Origin of the sequence: Streptomyces glaucus (assembly GCF_039533365.1) — a bacterium.
In the GTDB taxonomy this organism is placed as follows: Bacteria; Actinomycetota; Actinomycetes; order Streptomycetales; family Streptomycetaceae; genus Streptomyces; species Streptomyces glaucus.
The window spans coordinates 1-17,741 of the sequence record NZ_BAAATK010000085.1 but is presented as its reverse complement, the minus strand read 5'-3'; the positions used below and the strand labels follow the sequence as shown (position 1 = coordinate 17,741).

The window sequence follows — 17,741 nt, the reverse complement described above, 5'->3', positions numbered from 1 at the left end:
CGGCGGCCCGCGTCCTGGCGCCGGCCGGCCGGATCTCCGCCGGCGCGGTGGCGGCCGTGCTCGCCGTCGGCCTGGTGGCGCCGGAGGCGTGGCGGCGCTGGCCGGTCGCGGTCTTCCTGATCGGCCTGGTGGCCGGCCTGCCGCACGGCGCCGTCGACCACCTGGTGCCCGGCTGGTTCCGGCGCCGCCCCCGGTGCGCGGCCGGGCGCCGGAGCGTCGTCCCGCTCGGCTACGCCGCGGCGGCCGTGGCCGTCCCCGCTGCCGCCCTGGCCGCCCCGGCCTGCGTGTTCGGCGTCTTCCTGGCCGTCTCGGCGCTGCACTTCGGCTACGGCGACGCCCGGTTCTGCGCCCTGCGCGACGGCCCGGCGGGCCCGGCCCGGCGGACGGTGCACGCCCTCGCCCACGGAGCGGTCACCACCGTCCTGCCCCTGGTGCGGTGGCCCGAGCAGGTGCGCCCGGTGGTGCGGCAGCTCGCCCCCGGCCTCGACTGGCTGCTGGCCGCGCCGGGCGGGCCGGCCGCCGCGGCGCTGGCCGGAGCGGCCGTGACGGCCGGCTGCGTGACGGCGCTGCGCGGCGGACGGCACCGGCAGGCCGCCGAACTGCTGCTGCTCACCGCGCTGTTCACCGTGGTGCCGCCCCTGGTGGCGTTCGGCGCCTACTTCGGTGCCTGGCACTCGGTACGGCACATCGCCCGGCTGGTCCTGGCCGACCCCGCCAACGTCCCGGCACTGCGGGCCGGGCGCACCGCGGCGGTGCTGCGCAGGTTCGGCCGCCAGGCGGCCGTCCCCACCGCCGTCGCGCTGGCCGCCCTCGCCGCGCTCACCGCCCTGCCCCACGCGTTCCCGGCGGACGGCCGGACGGCCGCCCGCGGAGTGGCCCTGCTGGCCGCCCTCACCTTCCCCCACCTGGTCGTCGTGGCCCACCTGGACCGCTGCGAGGGGCCTGCGGCACCCGGCCGCCGCGGACCCCGCGCAGCGGTGCGCCGCACAGCGCGAAGCGGCCGCCCGGTCACCGCCCGGCCACCGGGGCGGCGAACGCGATGAGCCCCCGCGTCGCCGGCACCCCGGGCGCGCCCGCCGCAATTGCCCGCCCCGGGCCGCGGCGGACCGCGAAACCGCTGCTCCCGCCGCCGGAAGCAGGACCGCGGGGCGGAAGGCACGGGGGGACCGCGGGGCGCGCCCCGCGGGCCGCTGCCCGCGGACGACGGCCGCAGGCCGGTCAGCGGCGGTGTCCCGGCGTGTCCCGCCACCGGCCGGCGGCATTGGGGGACGATGGGAGTTCACCGGACGGCGACGAGCCGGGCGCGGCGTGGACGGAGGGACGCGTGGACCAGCGGGACGCGACCGAACGGAGCGGGGTGAGGGCCGGGGGCCGCGCACCCGGCGCGGCCGGGCCCGCCGGGGGGAGGGACACGCCGCCGGGGCCGGACGACCGGCGCCGCGTTCCCCGCACCGACACCGTGCTGCGCGACCCCCGCCTGGTGGAGGCGGCCGGCCGGCTGGGGGCCGGGGTGGTGAAGTCCGCGGTCCGGCAGGCGCAGGAGCGGGCCCGCTCGGGGACCGTCCCGCCCGACGGCGTGGCCGACACCGCGGTCGCCCTGCTGCCGCGCACGGCCGGCGGGCTGCGGCCGGTGATCAACGCCACCGGCGTGGTGCTGCACACCAACCTCGGACGGGCGTCGCTGTCGGCGGCGGCCCGGCGGGCGGTGCAGGAGGCCGCCGGGCCCACCGACGTCGAGCTGGACCTGGAGACCGGAGTGCGGGCCCGCCGGGGCCGCACCGCCCTGGCCGCCCTCCGCGACCGGGTGCCGTCCGCCGCCGCGGCGCACGTCGTCAACAACGGGGCTGCCGCGCTCGTGCTGACGGCCACCGCCCTCGCCGCCGGCCGGGAGATCGTCATCAGCCGGGGGGAGATGGTGGAGATCGGGGACGGCTTCCGGCTGCCGGACCTGCTGGTCTCCACCGGCGCCCGGCTGCGCGAGGTGGGCACCACCAACCGCACCACCGCCGCGGACTACGCCGCAGCCATCGGCCCGGAGACGGCGTTCGTGCTGAAGGTGCACCCCTCCAACTTCCTGATCACCGGCTTCACCCGGGCCGCCGGCGTCGGCGAACTGGCGGCGCTGGGCGTCCCGGTCGTCGTGGACATCGGTTCCGGACTGCTGGGCCCCCATCCGCTGCTGCCCGAGGAGCCCGACGCCGGCACCCAGCTGAAGGCCGGGGCGTCGCTGGTCACCGCGAGCGGCGACAAACTCCTGGGCGGACCCCAGTGCGGGCTCCTCCTGGGGGACGAGGACCTGGTCCGCGCCGTCTCCCGGCACCCGCTCGCCCGCGCCCTGCGGGTGGACAAGCTGACCCTGGCCGCGCTGGAGGCGACGCTGCGGGGCCCCGAGACCCCGACCGGTGAGGCCCTGGCCGCCGATCCGGGGCGTCTGAGGCGCCGCGCGGAACGGCTGGCCGCCGCGCTGGCCGCCGGCGGCGTCGACGTCCGGGCCGTGCGGAGCGCCGCGACGGTGGGCGGCGGCGGCGCGCCCGGAGTGACGCTGCCCAGCGCCGCGCTGTCGCTGCCCGAGCGGTACGCCGCCGCCCTGCGGACCGGACCGGTCCCCGTCGTGGGGCGCCTGGAGGCGGGACGGTGCCTGCTCGACCTGCGGGCGGTGCCGGCGGAGGACGACGAGCGGCTGGCCGGGGCCGTCCGGGCGGTCACGGCGACCGGGAGGTAGACGGCATGCGGGTACTGGCCACCGCCGGGCACGTCGACCACGGCAAGTCCGCGCTGGTGCGGGCGCTGACCGGAATGGAACCCGACCGGTTCGAGGAGGAGCGGCGCCGGGGACTGACCCTGGACCTGGGATTCGTGTGGACCAGGCTGGACCCGCCCGGCGCCGACGGCCCCGGCGGGGAGCACCTCGCGTTCGTGGACGTGCCCGGCCACGAACGGTTCGTCGCCACCATGCTGGCCGGCGTCGGCCCCGTGCCCGCCGTGCTGTTCGTGGTGGCCGCCGACCAGGGCTGGCAGCCGCAGTCGCAGGAGCACCTGGAGATCCTGGACGCGCTCGGGGTACGGCACGCCGTGCTGGCCGTGACCCGCAGCGATCTGGCGGACCCCGGACCCGTACGGGCGGACGCGGCGGAGCGCCTGGCCGCGACGTCCCTGGGAACCGTCCCGTCCGTCGCGGTGAGCGCCGTGACCGGTGCGGGCCTCGGCGAACTGCGCGCGGAGCTGGCCCGGCTGGCCCGGTCGCTGCCCGTCCCCGACGCCGACGCGGACGTACGGCTGTGGCTGGACCGCGCCTTCACGGTGCGCGGCCACGGGACGGTCGTCACGGGAACCCTGGGCGCGGGCACCCTGCGGGTCGGTGACCGGCTGGTGGCGGGGGACGGCACGACCGCGCTGCGGGTGCGCGGGCTGCAGTGCCTGCACGAGGACCGGACCGAGGCCGGCGGCGTGGCACGGGTGGCGGTCAACGTCCACGGCGCCGCCGCCGACGGGCTGCTCGGCCGGGGCCGGGTGCTGCTGACCCCCGGCCGCTGGCTGCTCACCCGGACGGCCGACGTCCGGCTCGCCGGAAGGCCGGCCGAGGACCTGCCCCGGACGGTGACCCTGCACATCGGCACCGCCGCGGTACCGGTCACCGTACGGCCGCTCGGCACGGACACGGCGAGGCTGGCCCTGTCCCGCGCGCTGCCCCTGCGCGTCGGGGACCGGGCCGTCCTGCGGGAACCGGGCGGGCGGCACGCGCCGTGCGGGGTGACCGTACTGGACGTGCGGCCGCCCGCCCTGACCCGGCGCGGAGCCGCCCGGGCCAGGGCGGCCGAGCTGGCGGACCTGACCGGCCGCCCGGACGGCACGGCGGAACTGCGGCGGCGCGGGCTCGTGCGCCGCTCGCTGCTGGAGGCGATGGGCGTGCCCGCGCCCGCCCCGCCGGTCACCGGGGACTGGCTGGCCGACCCGGACCACTGGGCGGCGCTGCGGGCCCGCCTGGCCGCCGAGGTCGAACGGCACGCGGCCCGGCACCCGATGGACCCCGGACTGCCCACGGAGGCGGCCCGGCGGCTGCTCGGCCTGCCCGACCGGGCCCTGGTCGACGCGCTCGCCGAAACCCCGGGGGAGCAGGAACTGCGCCGCGGCCAGGGGCGGTTGTACCGCCCCGGGAGCAGGGGACCGGCTCTCCCGCCGCCCGTCCGGGCCGCCGTCGACGCCGTGCGGCGGGAGCTGGCCCGGGCGCCGTTCCGCGCCCCGGACGCCGACCGCCTGGCCGAACTGGGCCTCACCCGCAAGGCACTGGCCGCCGCGGTCGCGGCGGGCGCGCTGCTGCGGGTCGGCGACGGCATCGTGCTGCTGCCCGAGGCGGACGCCCGGGCCGCCGACGTACTGCGCGGAATCCCGCAGCCGTTCACGCTGAGCGAGGCCCGCCAGGCCCTGGACACCACGCGCCGGGTGGCCGTGCCGCTGCTGGAGTTCCTGGACGCCCGCGGCTACACCGAGCGCGTGGACGACCGGCGCCGGCGCTGCCGGGCCGGCGGGGACGGCGGAGGCGGACGGGAATCGAACCCGCCTGCCCGAGATCCTCGGGCACCTCGGTTTTGAAGACCGGGAGGGCCACCAGGCACCCACACGCCTCCCTCGCCCGCCCAGGCTACCGGACGGCCACCGGCACGCCCGGACCGTCCGCGGCCACCGCGCGTCGGCGGCCCGGACCCGGGCCCGGCGCGTCCACCGGCGCCGCCCGCCGATGCCCCGTGCCACACCCCCCACGTCGATCAAGGAGACCAGGCATGACGTCCCCGCGTGAAACCCCGGTACGCCTCACCCGGTTCGCCCACGGCGGCGGCTGCGCCTGCAAGATCCCGCCCGGCGAGCTGGAGGAGGTGCTCGACGGACTGGCGGAGCCCCGGCCGGCCGCGAGCGACACCCCGCTCCTGGTCGGCCTGGCCACCGGCGACGACGCGGCCGTGGTCACCCTGCCCGCGCGGGACGCCGCCCCGGCCCAGGCGGTGGTCTGCACGGCCGACTTCTTCACGCCCGTCGTCGACGACCCCTACGACTGGGGCCGCATCGCCGCGGCCAACGCCCTGTCCGACGTGTACGCCATGGGCGGCCGCCCGGTCCTCGCCGTCAACCTCCTGGCCTGGCCCCGCGACGTGCTGCCGTTCGACCTCGCGCGCGAGGTGCTGCGCGGCGGGCTGGACGTCGCCGCGCAGGCCGGCTGCCACGTGGGCGGCGGACACAGCGTGGACGATCCGGAACCCAAGTACGGCATGGCCGTCACCGGCCTGGCGGACCCCGGACGGCTGCTGCGCAACGACGCCGGCCGGCCGGGCCTGCCCCTGTCGCTCACCAAGCCCCTCGGCCTCGGCGTGCTCAACAACCGGCACAAGGCCACCGGCGAACGGTTCGAACAGGCGGTGGCCACCATGGTCGCGCTCAACCGGGACGCGTCGGCCGCGGCCCTGGCGGCCGGGGCGAGGTGCGCCACCGACGTCACCGGCTTCGGCTTCCTCGGCCACCTGCACAAGCTGGCACGGGCCTCGGAGGTGACCGCCGTGGTCGACACCGCCGCCGTGCCCTTCCTGGACGGGGCCCGGGAGGCGGTGCGGGACGGATACGTCAGCGGCGGCACCCGGCGGAACCTGGAGTGGGTCGCGCCGTTCACCGACTTCGGCGGCACCGACGCCGACACCCGGCTCCTGCTGGCCGACGCCCAGACCTCGGGCGGGCTGCTGGTGGCGGGGGAGGTGCCGGGAGCGCCGGTGGTCGGCGAACTGGTGCCGCGCGGACCGGCCTCCGTCGTCCTGCGCTGAGCCCGGCGCGGGCGCGCCGCTCGAGCCCCGGCATCCGTCCGGGCCCGCCGCGCGCCCGCGCCCGGCGGGCCCGCGGTGGGCCCGGGGACCGCGCGGACCCCGCGGACCCCGCGGGACGGCTGGTCGCGGCGCGCGGCGCCACCGCCCACCTGCCACCGCCCACTTGCGGGCGGCCCCCGCGCGCGTAGCCTTCGGAGAAAGGTGCACCGCCGTGCGAGGGAGCGGGCGTATGGGCGTGGAACGGTGGATCGGCGGGTGGCCGGTGTACCGGCAGCTCACGGGAGCCGACCGGCTCGGCCGCGGCAAGGCGGCCCAGTCCCGGCGCTCCGCCGGTCTGGAACCCCGGACGGCCGGCGCGGACCGGGTGGCGGACTCGGTCTGCCCCTACTGCGCGGTGGGCTGCGCGCAGCGCGTCTACGTCAAGGACGAGCGCGTCATCCAGATCGAGGGCAACCCGGACAGCCCGATCTCGCGCGGCCGGCTGTGCCCGAAGGGCTCCGCCAGCAAGCAGCTCGTCACCGGTCCCCAGCGCGAGCGAAAGGTGCGCTACCGGCCGCCGTACGCCACCGAGTGGCAGGACCTGGACCTCGACGTGGCCATGGACATGGTGGCCGACCGGGTGCTGGACGCCCGGCGCCGGGGCTGGCAGGACACCGACGAGGCCGGGCGCCCGCTGCGGCGCACCCTGGGCTTCGCGGGCCTGGGCGGCGCGACGCTGGACAACGAGGAAAACTACCTGATCAAGAAGTTGTTCACCGCGCTCGGCGCGATCCAGATCGAGAACCAGGCGCGTATTTGACACTCCGCCACGGTTCCCGGTCTGGGAGCCTCGTTCGGCCGCGGCGGCGCCACCGACTACCAGCAGGACCTGGTCAACGCCGACTGCGTCGTCATCATGGGCTCGAACATGGCCGAGGCCCATCCGGTCGGGTTCCAGTGGGTGATGGAGGCCAAGGCGCGCGGCGCGGAGGTCATCCACATCGACCCGCGGTTCACCCGCACCAGCGCGCTCGCCGACCGGTACGTCCCGCTGCGGGCCGGCACCGACATCGCCTTCCTGGGCGGGGTGATCAACCACATCCTCTCCCACGGCCTGGACTTCCGGGAGTACGTGGCGGCGTACACCAACGCGCCGTTCCTGCTGAGCGAGGACTACCGGGACACCGAGGACCTCGACGGCCTGTTCAGCGGCTACGACCCGCACACCGCCTCCTACGACCCCTCCAGCTGGGCCTACGAGAGCATCAGGGCGCAGGAGGGGCCGGGCCACCGCGCCAAGGAACAGGCCGCCCCCTACCGGCACGGCGCCGGCGGCCCGACCGTGGAGGGAGGCGCCGGCGAGATCGCCGCCGACCCGACGCTGGAGCACCCGCGGTGCGTGTACCAGGTGCTCAAGCGGCACTTCGCCCGCTACACCCCCGAGATGGTCGAGCGGATCTGCGGAGTCCCCCGGGACGCGTTCCTGGAGGTGTGCCGGGCCTGGACGGACAACTCCGGCCGCGAGCGCACCACGGCCCTGGTGTACAGCGTCGGCTGGACGCAGCACTCCACCGGCGCCCAGTACATCCGCGCCGGTTCGATCGTCCAGCTGCTGCTGGGCAACATCGGCCGCCCCGGCGGCGGCATCTACGCGCTGCGCGGGCACGCCTCCATCCAGGGCTCGACGGACATCCCGACCCTGTTCAACCTGCTGCCCGGCTACCTGCCGATGCCGGACGTCACCCACCAGGACCTGGCCGCCTACCTGGACGGCATCCGCCGCCCCGGCCAGAAGGGATTCTGGGGCAACGCCGACGCCTACACGGTCTCGCTGCTGAAGGAGTACTGGGGCGAGGCGGCCACCGCCGAGAACGACTACTGCTTCGGCCACCTGCCCCGCATCGACGGCGACCACGGCACCTACCGCACCGCGATGGACATGGTCGACGGGAAGGTCTTCGGCTACTTCCTGCTCGGCCAGAACCCCGCCGTCGGCTCCGCGCACGGCCGCCTGCAGCGCCTGGGCATGGCCAACCTGGACTGGCTCGTCGTCCGCGACCTGAACATGATCGAGAGCGCCACCTTCTGGAAGGACGCCCCCGAGGTCGAGACCGGGGAGATCGTCCCCGAGCGCTGCCGCACGGAGGTGTTCTTCTTCCCCGCCGCCTCGCACGTGGAGAAGTCCGGCACCTTCACCCAGACCCAGCGCATGCTGCAGTGGCGGGACCAGGCCGTCGAGCCGAGCGGCGACCAGCGCTCCGAGCTGTGGTTCTTCTACCACCTGGGCCGGCTCGTGAAGGAGCGGCTGGCCGGCTCCACCGACGAGCGCGACCGGCCCGTGCTCGACCTGGCCTGGGACTACGCGACCGAGGGCGACGAGCCGTCCGCGGCGGACGTCCTGCGCCACATCAACGGCATCGACCTGACCACCGGACGCACCGTCGGCGGCTACGCCGACCTGAAGGCCGACGGCAGCACCGCCTGCGGCTGCTGGATCTACAGCGGGGTGTACGCCGACGAGGTCAACCAGGCCCGGCGCCGCAAGTCCCGCTTCGAACAGGGCCCGTACGAGGCCGAATGGGGCTGGACCTGGCCGCTGAACCGGCGCGTGCTGTACAACCGGGCCTCGGCCGACCCGCAGGGGCGGCCCTGGAGCGAGCGCAAGGCCCTCGTGTGGTGGGACGAGGAACGCGGCGAGTGGACCGGCCACGACGTCCCCGACTTCGAGCGGCACAAGCCGCCCGGCCACCGGCCCCCCGAGGGCGCGTCCGGCCCCGAGGCGCTCGGCGGCGACGACGCGTTCATCATGATGGCCGACGGCAAGGCGTGGCTGTTCGCCTCGGCCGGCCTGACGGACGGCCCGCTGCCCACCCACTACGAGCCGCACGAGTCCCCCGTGCGCAACCCCCTGTACGGCCAGCAGGCCAACCCGACACGCAAGGTCTACGGCCGTCGCGACAACCCCTCCAACCCGGCCCCGCCCGAGGCGCACAGCGAGGTGTTCCCCTTCGTCTTCACGGCGGCGCGGCTCACCGAGCACCACACCGCGGGCGGCATGAGCCGTCAGCTGCCGTACCTGGCGGAGCTGCAGCCGGAGCTGTTCGTGGAGGTGTCGCCGGAACTGGCGGCCGAGCGCGGGCTGCGCCACCTGGACTGGGCGCACGTCGTCACCAGCCGCACCGCGGTGGAGGCCCGCGTCGTCGTCACCGACCGGCTGGCGCCGCTGCGCGTCGAGGGCCGCACCGTCCACCAGGTCTGGATGCCGTACCACTGGGGCCACACCGGGCTCAGCAGCGGCGACGTCGTCAACGACCTCATCGGGGTGGTGGCCGAGCCCAATGTGCTGATCCAGGAGAGCAAGGTGCTGACCTGCGACATCCGCCCCGGACGGCGGCCGCGGGGACCGGCCCTGCTGGAGTACGTCCAGGACTACCGCCGCCGGGCCGGGATCACCCCGCTCACCGGCACCCGCGTCATGACGGCGGGCGACGGCGCCGGCCACGGGCCGGCCCACACCGAACCGGACCGGCCGGAGGACTCCCCATGACCGACGAGCACAGCCTGTACGGGCCCCTTCAGGACCCCGCCGCCGACGCCGGCCACCGCGAACACCCGCCACGCGTCGGCTTCTTCACCGACACCTCCGTGTGCATCGGCTGCAAGGCGTGCGAGGTGGCCTGCAAGGAGTGGAACGACGTCCCCGAGGACGGCCTGGACCTGCTGGGCATGTCCTTCGACAACACCGGGATGCTCGGCGCGAGTTCGTGGCGGCACGTCGCCTTCGTCGAGCAGGAGCGGCCCCTGGGCCGGCAGGATCCGGGCCTGACCGGCCTGCCCACCGGCCCCTCCGCCACCGGGCACACGGCCGAGGTGACCGCGGACGCCCTGCGCGAGGCGCCCCGCGGCGGCGGCGAACTTGGCACCGGACCGGTGGACCTGGGCTTCCCCTCCTTCGACCTGCCCGGCGCCGCCGGCGACGCCGGGAACCGCACCGACTTCCGCTGGCTGATGGCGTCCGACGTGTGCAAGCACTGCACCCACGCCGGCTGCCTCGACGTCTGCCCCACCGGCGCGCTGTTCCGCACCGAGTTCGGCAGCGTCGTGGTGCAGCCCGACATCTGCAACGGCTGCGGCTACTGCGTCTCCGGCTGCCCCTACGGCGTCATCGACCGGCGGGCCGACGACGGCCGCGCCTGGAAGTGCACCCTGTGCTACGACCGCCTGCGCGGCGGCCTGGAACCGGCCTGCGCCAAGGCCTGCCCCACCGACTCCATCCAGTTCGGCCCGCTCGACGAGCTGCGCGAACGGGCCGACCGGCGGCTGGAGCAGCTGCACGAGGCGGGCGTGGCGGAGGCGCGCCTGTACGGCCGCGACCCCGACGACGGGGTGGGCGGCGACGGCGCGTTCTTCCTGCTGCTCGACGACCCCGAGGTCTACGGGCTGCCACCGGATCCCGTGGTCCCCACCCGCGACCTGCCGGCCATGTGGAGGTACGCCGGCGCGGCCGCCTCGGCCCTGCTGGCGGCCACCGTCGCCGTCTTCGTCGAGCCGGGTGCGGGAGGCCGCCGGTGAGCGGCGACGACGGACTGCCGCGCGAGCCGCGCAGCGACGCGGGCGCCGCCGACGTCCGCGCGGGCACCTTCGCCTCGGGCCGCGGCCGCGGCGGCCACCGCGAGGAGACGGCCGCCCCGGCGGACGGGTTCCGCTCCTACTACGGCCGGCCCGTGCTGAAACCGCCCGTGTGGGAGTGGAAGGTCCCCGCCTACCTGTTCACCGGCGGTCTGGCGGCGGGCGCGGCCCTGCTCGCGGCCGGCGCCGACCTGACCGGCCGTCCGGCCCTGTGCCGCACCGGCCGCCTGGGCGGCTTCGGCGCCCTGCTCGCCAGCACCTACCTGCTCGTCGCCGACCTGGGCCGCCCCGAACGCTTCCACCACATGCTGCGGGTGGCGAAGCCGACGTCGCCCATGTCCGTCGGCACCTGGATCCTCGTCGCCTACGGGCCCGGCAGCGGCCTGGCTGCCGCGGCCGAACTGCTGCCCGCCCCCTGGCGCGGCACCCGGCCCGGCCGCCTGCTGCACCGGGCGGGCCGGCTGGGCGGGCTGTGGGCCGCGGCCTTCGCGCCCGGACTCGCCTCCTATACGGCGGTGCTGCTCTCCCAGACGGCTGTGCCGGCCTGGCACGAAGCCCGCCGCGAACTGCCCTTCGTGTTCACCGGGTCCGCCGCCGCGAGCGGCGCGGGCCTCGGCCTGCTGCTCGCTCCGGTGGCCGAGGCGGCCCCCGCCCGGCGCCTCGCGGCCGCGGGCGCGGCGGCGGAACTCGTCGCCGCCCGGCTCCTGGACCGCCGGCCCGGCCTGGAGACCAAGGCCTACACCGAGGGCCGCGCCCACCGCCTGCGCCGGGCCGCGGAACAGCTCACCCTCGGCGGGGCGCTCGCCGCGGTCACCGTCGCCCGCCGCAGCCGCCCGGCCGCCGCCGCGGCCGGGCTCGCCCTGCTCGCCGGCAGTGCCCTGCAGCGGTTCGGCACCTTCGAGGGCGGCGTCGCGTCGACGAGGGACCCGGCCTACGTCGTGGTCCCGCAGCGCGCCCGCCGCAACGCGGCCGCCGAGCCTGGTTTGGGCCGCTGAAGAGGTGATACCCGGCTTGCGTTCCTACTTCTCACCTACTCCGGGAGGACTCATGGCCACGGGTGAAACCGGTTTCAGCGACGTCGTGTACGACCTCATCTCCGTGCAGTACCACGCGCTGAAGGCCGGGCACGACTACGGCCAGTACGTGCGCGACGCGGAGAACGCGAACAAGAAGGAGATCGCCGAGTTCTTCCGCACCGTCATGGAGCAGGACTCGGAACGCGCGGCCCGCTGCCACCAGTTCCTGGCCGAGCTGTCCGGCACCGAGGAGGCCGGTCCGGCGGTCGGCTGACGACGGCCGGACCGCCCCGCGCGGCCCCGCGGTTCCCGGAACCCTTCCGCGGACGAGGCCGGCGGCGGTCCGCCGAGGCCCGCGGGCCCGGCCGGTGGGCGCGCCCCGGCCGCGCGCCGGGGCACCGCGGACGGCCGGCCCGGTGACAGCGGCCTCCGCGCAGCGGCGGATCGCCTCCGAAGCGCCGACGACCGCGACGGGCGGCCGGAACAGCAGGCGCCTCCAGCACGCGGGCGACCGCGGGCCGGCCCCGCCGGGACACCCCGGCGGGGCCGGCCCGCGTCCCGGCCCGGTTCCCCCGCCGGGACACCGGGCCGGTGGTTGTTACGCTGCCCGGATGAGGATTCCGGGACCCGAAGAGATCCGCGCGCTGCACGAGAAGTACGCCCCGACCGCCGAGGCGTTCGAACTCGTGCACACGCACTGCGAGATCGTCTGGCACATCGCCGAGCGGCTCCTCTCCGCGCCGCACCTCGCTCATCTCGACGCCGACCTGGTCCGCGCCGGCTGCCTCCTCCACGACATCGGCGTCTACCGCCTCTACGGGGACGACGGCCTGCTGGACCACCGCGGCTACATCCGGCACGGGCTGCTCGGACACGAGCTCTTGGCGGACGAGGGTTTCCCGGAGGTCCTGTGCCGCTTCTGCTCCCACCACACCGGGGTGGGGCTGACGAGGGACGACATCCTGAGCCAGGGCCTGCCGCTGCCGGTCGGCGACTACCTGGCGGTGACGGACGAGGAGAAGCTGGTGATGTACGCGGACAAGTTCCACAGCAAGTCCAGGCCCACCGTGTTCCTCTCCGCCGACGAGTACGCCTCCCACGTCCGCCGCTTCGGCGAGGACAAGGTCACCGCCTTCCAGGCCCTGCGTGCGCGGTTCGGAGACCCCGTCCTGGACATGCCGGCGCCGCACGGCGGCTCGTCCGGCCACCCGTGACCGCCGGCCCGCCGGACGACCCGGCCGGCGGAGCACGGCACGCGGTCCGGCCGGCCCGGTGGACCCGGCGCGGGCGGCGGCGTCCTCGGACCACCGCCCCGGCCGGCCCGCGCCGAATCATCCGGAGCCGGGCTCCGCTCACCCCGTGGAACAGCGGCCGCGCACGTCCCCGTCGTCGGCCGCGTCCACGTCACCGGCCGAATCCAGGCTCGGCAGCACGAAGTTCACGATCGTGAGCTGGTGGCCGCAGTGGGGGCAGGAATGCTCGGTGCCCAGCGGCGGCAGCGGCGCCGGACGGCCGGCGTCCGCACCGGCCGTCCCGACCGGCCCGGCCGTCTCGACGGGCTCGGTCGTCTCGACGGGCCCGGTCGTCCCGGCCGTGCCCGCCGGCTTGGCCGTGGACGGTCCGGGAACGATCCGCGTGCCGTGCGTCCGCTCCCAGAGTGCGCGGCATGCGGCGGTGCAGAAACGTGAGTCGGGGCGGCCCCGGCGACGGGCCTCCGGTACGAACTCGACGCCGCACATGGCGCAGGGACTGGTCGCGTTGCCCATGGATCCTCCCGGGTCGGAGTGGGGGTGGTCGTCGTGATCCGCTGCCCAGTAGAGCGCGGCGGGGGTTACCGCGCCGGAACGCCCGCCGTCGCCCCGCCGCGATCCGTGAGGCGCGATGTGGCCGCGGCGGCGCAGACCCAACGGCTGTTACCTCGCTGAAACCCCGTCGGTGAGAGCATCGGCGCGGCGGTGAGGGCGGAGCCGCGCGGATCCACGGCGGGTCGGCTCCGCCCGGTTGCCGGGTCGCGCGTCCTGGGACATCGGACCCGTGGCGGGAAGAGCATTCCGCTTCCGGGTCTTCGACGCGCACCGCGACGGCCGCCGCTTTACGACGCCGAGTCGCGTCCTTGCCCGACCGGGCGGTCGGACGGTGAGTGAATAGGCGGGAATAGCCGGGAGAAAGAGGAGAACAGATCATTCCGGCTTTCGCGCCGTCATGCGCCCCTCCGTTCGGCGGAATTGGTGAGCCGTCTCAAATGATGGATGGCGTGATGAAGTCTGCCCCCCGGGCTGTGCGCTGCTGTTAGAGTGAGCGCGCCAGGAAAAGACTCGTGTTTTCCCGGATACTCGTTCGAAAAGCGGGTGCGTCGCGGTTCGGTTCCTCGCCGGAACCGAATCCGCAGGTTCGCGAACCGAAGTGGCTCGGGACCCGACCGCGGCGGTGCAGCGACGACGCAGCCGTACAGCACCGGCACCGAGGATCCGGTCGCCACCGTGCAAGCGCGTGATGTCGGTGAACGTCACCCGGTCCATTGTGACGAGCACCGATCGATCGACCCGTGGCGTCGGAGTCGGCGGGTGCCGGAATGCGTCGCCGAAGTCGCGACGCGCGAGAAAGGCGTTGATCGAGCGAACGGAGATGTGGGTGCGACGGGGGATTACCGATGACAGGATCATCGACGTCGACATTCGATCATTGTCGGCGGAAGGCTCACCGAGAAAAGCGGGCGAGGACCCGGACCATGTGGCGGCACTCGCGGAATTGGATGTTCCCTTGCCGCCCATCATCGTGCACCGCGCATCGATGCGGGTGATAGACGGACTGCACCGGCTGCGCGCCGCCCAACTGCGCGGCCACCACACCATCGCGGCGACCTTCTACGACGGCACCGAGGCGGACGCCTTCGTGCTCGCCGTCGAGTCGAACGTGCGGCACGGACTGCCGCTGTCCCTGCTGGACCGCAAACGGGCCGCCGCGCGGATCATCGCCACGCATCCGCAATGGTCGGACCGGAAGATCGCCTCCGTGACGGGCATCGCCCCCGGCACGGTCGCCGACGTGCGCCGGTCGGCGGTGGCCGGCACACCCGGGGAGGACGTCGCGAGGATCGGCCGGGACGGGCGGGTGCGCCCCGTCGACATCGCCGAAGGGCGCAGGCGAGCGGGTCAACTGATCGCCGAGAACCCGGATCTGTCGCTGCGCCAGATCGCCCGGGCCGCCGGCATCTCCCCGGAGACCGCGCGGGACGTGCGCAATCGCCTCAGCCGAGGGGAGGAGCCGCTGCTCCCCCCACGGCCGCGGGGCGTCCGGCCCCGTCCGCGCAAGGAGATGCTGAAGGTCGTACCGCGGCCGGGCCACGGTGAGGGCCGGCCCGGCCCGGCCGCCGGGACCGCCTTCGCGGAAGGGCTCTCGGCGGTGAACCGCCTCAAGGCGGACCCCGCTCTCCGGCTCAACGAAACGGGACGCCAACTGCTGCGGCTGCTCAGTGTGCACATGCTTCCGCCGGGCGAGTGGGAGGGAATCATCGACACCGTCCCGCCGTACTGGAGCGGCACCGTGGCCCACCTGGCCCGCGAATGCGCGCACATCTGGGAAGAGGTGGCCGCCCGGGTGGAGAAGAACATCGCCCGGGGCAACGATTCGCCGGCTTCTCCGGCCGATTCCTCGGCCTGCCCGACCATGTGATTCCACCGGCCCGTCCAACCGGCTCGTCCAACTGCGCAAGGCGAACGGTTGGACACCGGTGCCGCCGCCTTCTCCGGCGGCGCGTGAAATCCTCCCGGCCGGGCGGCTCCGCGTGACGCCGCCCGGCCGGAACGGCATGACGCCGGGCTGACCCGGCGAACTTCCGGAAACCGGACGCACCCCATTCACCCGGGGCCCTTCCACGCGTGCGGCGCTCCCGTATCCCCGCCATGCACACGTTTCTCCGGACGCTCGTCCGGCCTGCCCGAAAGCCCGGCCCGAGCGCGTGGTTGGCCGGAATTCAGACAGGTATCGTCGCCTCTCGGGCCGCGGCACCGGAATGTGCCCGAGGGACTCCCCGCCCATTCACGGCCGCTGCTTCCCCGAATCCCTACAGCAGGAGGTCCCCGTCGACATGCTGGTCACTCAGACCCCCGGTGGGGTGATGATGAAGGGCGGCGACGACTCGGAGCCTTCCCGCATCAGGCCGGGAACACCGCGGCGAATACTCGCCTTTGTCGGACCGCATCGCAGAACGGTGCTCGCCCTCATTCTCGTGACACTCGTCGACTCCCTCGTCATCGTCACGACTCCGCTGCTGCTGAAAGAGATCGTCGACAACGGGATCATGCGGGACGACGCCCGGGTCGTCACCGTCCTGGCGCTGCTCGTCGCCGCGCTCGCCCTGGTCGGTTCCGTGACCCAGCTCGCGCAGAGCGCCCTGTCCGGCCGTATCGGCCAGGGAGTCAGCCACGACCTGCGGGTGCAGGCGTTCCGCCATGTGCAGCGCATGCCCCTGGCCTTCTTCACCCGCACCCGGACCGGCGCCCTCTCCAGCCGGCTGAACACCGACGTGGTCATGGCCCAGCAGGCCCTCACCACCCTGCTGCTGTCGGCGACCGGCGCCCTCACCGTGGTGCTGGTGCTCGCCGAGATGTTCTATCTCTCCTGGCTCGTCACCCTGATCGCGCTCGTGCTGCTGCCGGTGTTCTTCCTGCCCTGGCTCTACATCGGCCGCCGGCTCCAGGCGTATTCCAGGAAGCAGATGGAACTGCACGCCGACCTGAGCGGAACGATTCACGAGCGTTTCAACGTGCAGGGCGCCATGCTCGCCAAGCTGTTCGGCCGCCCGGCGGAGGAACTGAGGAAGTACCAGGACGAAGCGGGGAAAGTGCGCGAGGTCGGCGTACGGCTGACCGTCTTCAGCCGCCTCGCGTTCATCCTCATGGCCCTGCTCACCGCGCTCACCACCGCCCTCGTGTACGGCGTCGGCGGCGGACTCGTCCTCGACGGGATCGTCGGACTCGGCACCCTGGTGGCCCTGGCCACCCTGCTGGGCCGGCTGTTCGGCCCCATCACCCAGCTCTCCAGCATGCAGGCCAACGCCCTGACGGTGATGGTCAGTTTCGACCGGATCTTCGAACTGCTCGACATCGAACCGCTCATCGAGGAGCGCCCGGACGCCGTCGCGCTCCCCGCGCCCGGCAACGGCCGGGCGCCCGAGATCCGCTTCGAGCAGGTGTCCTTCGCCTACCCCCGCCCCGAGGAGGTCTCCCTGGCCTCCCTGGAGACCCACCCGGTCCCCGGCGACGAGCGCGGCAGGGCCGTGCCGGAGGTCCTGCACGGACTGGACTTCAGCGTCGCCCCCGGCACGCTCACCGCACTCGTCGGCCCCTCCGGCGCCGGCAAGACCACCATCACCCACCTGGTGTCCCGGCTGTACGACGTGACCTCGGGAGCCGTCCGCATCGACGGCACGGACGTCCGCGACCTCACCTTCGACTCGCTGCGCGCCACCGTCGGCGTCGTCACCCAGGACGCGTACCTCTTCCACGACACCATCCGCGCGAACCTCGCCTACGCCCGCCCCGAGGCCACCGAGGAGGAACTGATCGAGGCGTGCGAGCAGGCCCGCATCTGGGACCTGGTCCGTTCCCTGCCCGACGGGCTCGACACGGTCGTCGGCGACCGCGGCTTCCGGCTCTCCGGTGGCGAGAAACAGCGACTGGCCGTCGCCCGGCTCCTGCTGAAGGCCCCGGCGGTCGTCGTGCTCGACGAGGCCACCGCCCACCTGGACTCCGAATCGGAGGCGGCCGTCCAGCGCGCCCTGAAGACGGCCCTGAGCAACCGCACCTCCCTGGTGATCGCGCACCGGCTCTCCACCGTCCGCGAGGCCGACCAGATCCTCGTCATCGACGGCGGCCGGGTCCGCGAACGCGGCACCCACGAGGAACTCCTCGCCGCCGGCGGCCTCTACACCCACCTCCACGACACCCAGTTCAGCAAGCCCGGCGCACTGCCCCCGCCCCGCGGCAACGGCCACCGCGAGCAGACCCCGCCGCAGGAATCGGCGGGCCCGAGGATCCGGACCCGCGGCGGCGGCACGGGAGGCGGCTTCGGAGGCGGCATGCCCGGCGGCAGGGGAGGCGGTCCCGGAGGCGGCATGCCCGGCGGCGGCACGGGCGGCGGGATGCGCGGCCCACGGGTGCGGGGCGACGGCACCCCCTGATCAGCACCAGCAGTCCGAGAAACGGTCGTCCGTCGGAGGGGGAGACATGAACGGCACGTCGATGACAGCTCCGGTCCCGGTGTTGGAGTTGTTCCGTGCGTGGGTGGTGCGGGCGCCGGGGGCGGTGGCGGT

Annotated in this window: 11 protein-coding genes, 1 tRNA gene and 1 pseudogene; 11 read left to right on the top strand and 2 right to left on the bottom strand. The window is 75.0% G+C overall.

Annotation, left to right across the window (positions count from 1 at the left end):
• The 3 genes and pseudogenes from ABD363_RS31245 to ABD363_RS31235 form a co-directional block, all read left to right on the top strand.
• A partial coding sequence (locus tag ABD363_RS31245; RefSeq protein ID WP_344609702.1) for a Brp/Blh family beta-carotene 15,15'-dioxygenase occupies nucleotides 1-1,043 on the top strand: 1,043 nt, incomplete at its 5' end.
• Nucleotides 1,044-1,324: 281 nt separating this feature from the next.
• A complete protein-coding gene (gene selA, locus ABD363_RS31240) occupies nucleotides 1,325-2,722 on the top strand; it encodes an L-seryl-tRNA(Sec) selenium transferase (RefSeq protein ID WP_344609700.1) in 1,398 nt (465 codons plus the stop codon).
• A gap of 5 nt (nucleotides 2,723-2,727) precedes the next feature.
• A pseudogene (locus ABD363_RS31235) lies at nucleotides 2,728-4,497 on the top strand (SelB domain-containing protein); the annotation flags it as partial.
• 35 nt (nucleotides 4,498-4,532) lie between these two features.
• Here the strand turns inward: ABD363_RS31235 and ABD363_RS31230 are convergent.
• A tRNA-Sec gene (locus tag ABD363_RS31230) sits at nucleotides 4,533-4,625 on the bottom strand.
• A gap of 153 nt (nucleotides 4,626-4,778) precedes the next feature.
• On the opposite strand from ABD363_RS31230, the gene selD reads away from it, so the two are divergent.
• The 6 genes from selD (at nucleotide 4,779) to ABD363_RS31200 (ending at nucleotide 12,642) form a co-directional block, all read left to right on the top strand.
• Entirely contained in the window at nucleotides 4,779-5,804 is a 1,026-nt protein-coding gene (gene selD / locus ABD363_RS31225; RefSeq protein ID WP_344609698.1) for a selenide, water dikinase SelD, read from the top strand.
• A gap of 229 nt (nucleotides 5,805-6,033) precedes the next feature.
• The gene (fdh, locus tag ABD363_RS31220) at nucleotides 6,034-9,330 is read left to right on the top strand and encodes a formate dehydrogenase (RefSeq protein WP_344609696.1); all 3,297 of its coding nucleotides are present in this window, start codon (nucleotides 6,034-6,036) and stop codon (nucleotides 9,328-9,330) included.
• Nucleotides 9,327-10,355 (top strand): 4Fe-4S dicluster domain-containing protein, encoded by a 1,029-nt coding sequence (locus ABD363_RS31215; RefSeq protein WP_344609694.1) that lies wholly within the window; start codon nucleotides 9,327-9,329, stop codon nucleotides 10,353-10,355. Before fdh ends, ABD363_RS31215 begins: the two co-directional genes overlap by 4 nt.
• Nucleotides 10,352-11,407, top strand: coding sequence for an NrfD/PsrC family molybdoenzyme membrane anchor subunit (gene nrfD, locus ABD363_RS31210; protein WP_344609692.1), 1,056 nt, complete (start codon nucleotides 10,352-10,354; stop codon nucleotides 11,405-11,407). Before ABD363_RS31215 ends, nrfD begins: the two co-directional genes overlap by 4 nt.
• A gap of 52 nt (nucleotides 11,408-11,459) precedes the next feature.
• Nucleotides 11,460-11,702, top strand: coding sequence for an acyl carrier protein (locus tag ABD363_RS31205; protein WP_344609690.1), 243 nt, complete (start codon nucleotides 11,460-11,462; stop codon nucleotides 11,700-11,702).
• Nucleotides 11,703-12,039: 337 nt separating this feature from the next.
• Nucleotides 12,040-12,642 carry an HD domain-containing protein gene (locus ABD363_RS31200; protein WP_344609688.1) on the top strand — a complete coding sequence of 201 codons (603 nt, stop codon included), beginning with the start codon at nucleotides 12,040-12,042 and terminating at the stop codon, nucleotides 12,640-12,642.
• A 138-nt stretch (nucleotides 12,643-12,780) separates the two neighbouring features.
• Here the strand turns inward: ABD363_RS31200 and ABD363_RS31195 are convergent, their stop codons facing one another.
• Nucleotides 12,781-13,194, bottom strand: a complete 414-nt coding sequence (locus ABD363_RS31195; RefSeq protein ID WP_344609686.1) for a hypothetical protein — start codon at nucleotides 13,192-13,194, stop codon at nucleotides 12,781-12,783.
• Nucleotides 13,195-13,921: 727 nt separating this feature from the next.
• Here ABD363_RS31195 and ABD363_RS31190 point away from each other — a divergent pair.
• Complete coding sequence (locus ABD363_RS31190) at nucleotides 13,922-15,100, top strand: ParB/RepB/Spo0J family partition protein (protein ID WP_344609704.1); 1,179 nt, start codon at nucleotides 13,922-13,924, stop codon at nucleotides 15,098-15,100.
• A gap of 538 nt (nucleotides 15,101-15,638) precedes the next feature.
• Nucleotides 15,639-17,609: an ABC transporter ATP-binding protein gene (locus ABD363_RS31185; protein ID WP_344609684.1), complete on the top strand. Its 1,971-nt coding sequence runs from the start codon at nucleotides 15,639-15,641 to the stop codon at nucleotides 17,607-17,609.
• Nucleotides 17,610-17,741 lie beyond the last annotated feature (132 nt).

Excerpts from the sequence above, each read along its gene's own strand:
- ABD363_RS31195 (WP_344609686.1), bottom strand. The coding sequence starts at position 13,194 with ATGGGCAACGCGACCAGTCCCTGCGCCATGTGCGGCGTCGAGTTCGTA.
- ABD363_RS31205 (WP_344609690.1), top strand. The coding sequence starts at position 11,460 with ATGGCCACGGGTGAAACCGGTTTCAGCGACGTCGTGTACGACCTCATC.
- selD (WP_344609698.1), top strand. The coding sequence starts at position 4,779 with ATGACGTCCCCGCGTGAAACCCCGGTACGCCTCACCCGGTTCGCCCAC.
- ABD363_RS31190 (WP_344609704.1), top strand. The coding sequence starts at position 13,922 with ATGTCGGTGAACGTCACCCGGTCCATTGTGACGAGCACCGATCGATCG.
- ABD363_RS31200 (WP_344609688.1), top strand. The coding sequence starts at position 12,040 with ATGAGGATTCCGGGACCCGAAGAGATCCGCGCGCTGCACGAGAAGTAC.
- ABD363_RS31215 (WP_344609694.1), top strand. The coding sequence starts at position 9,327 with ATGACCGACGAGCACAGCCTGTACGGGCCCCTTCAGGACCCCGCCGCC.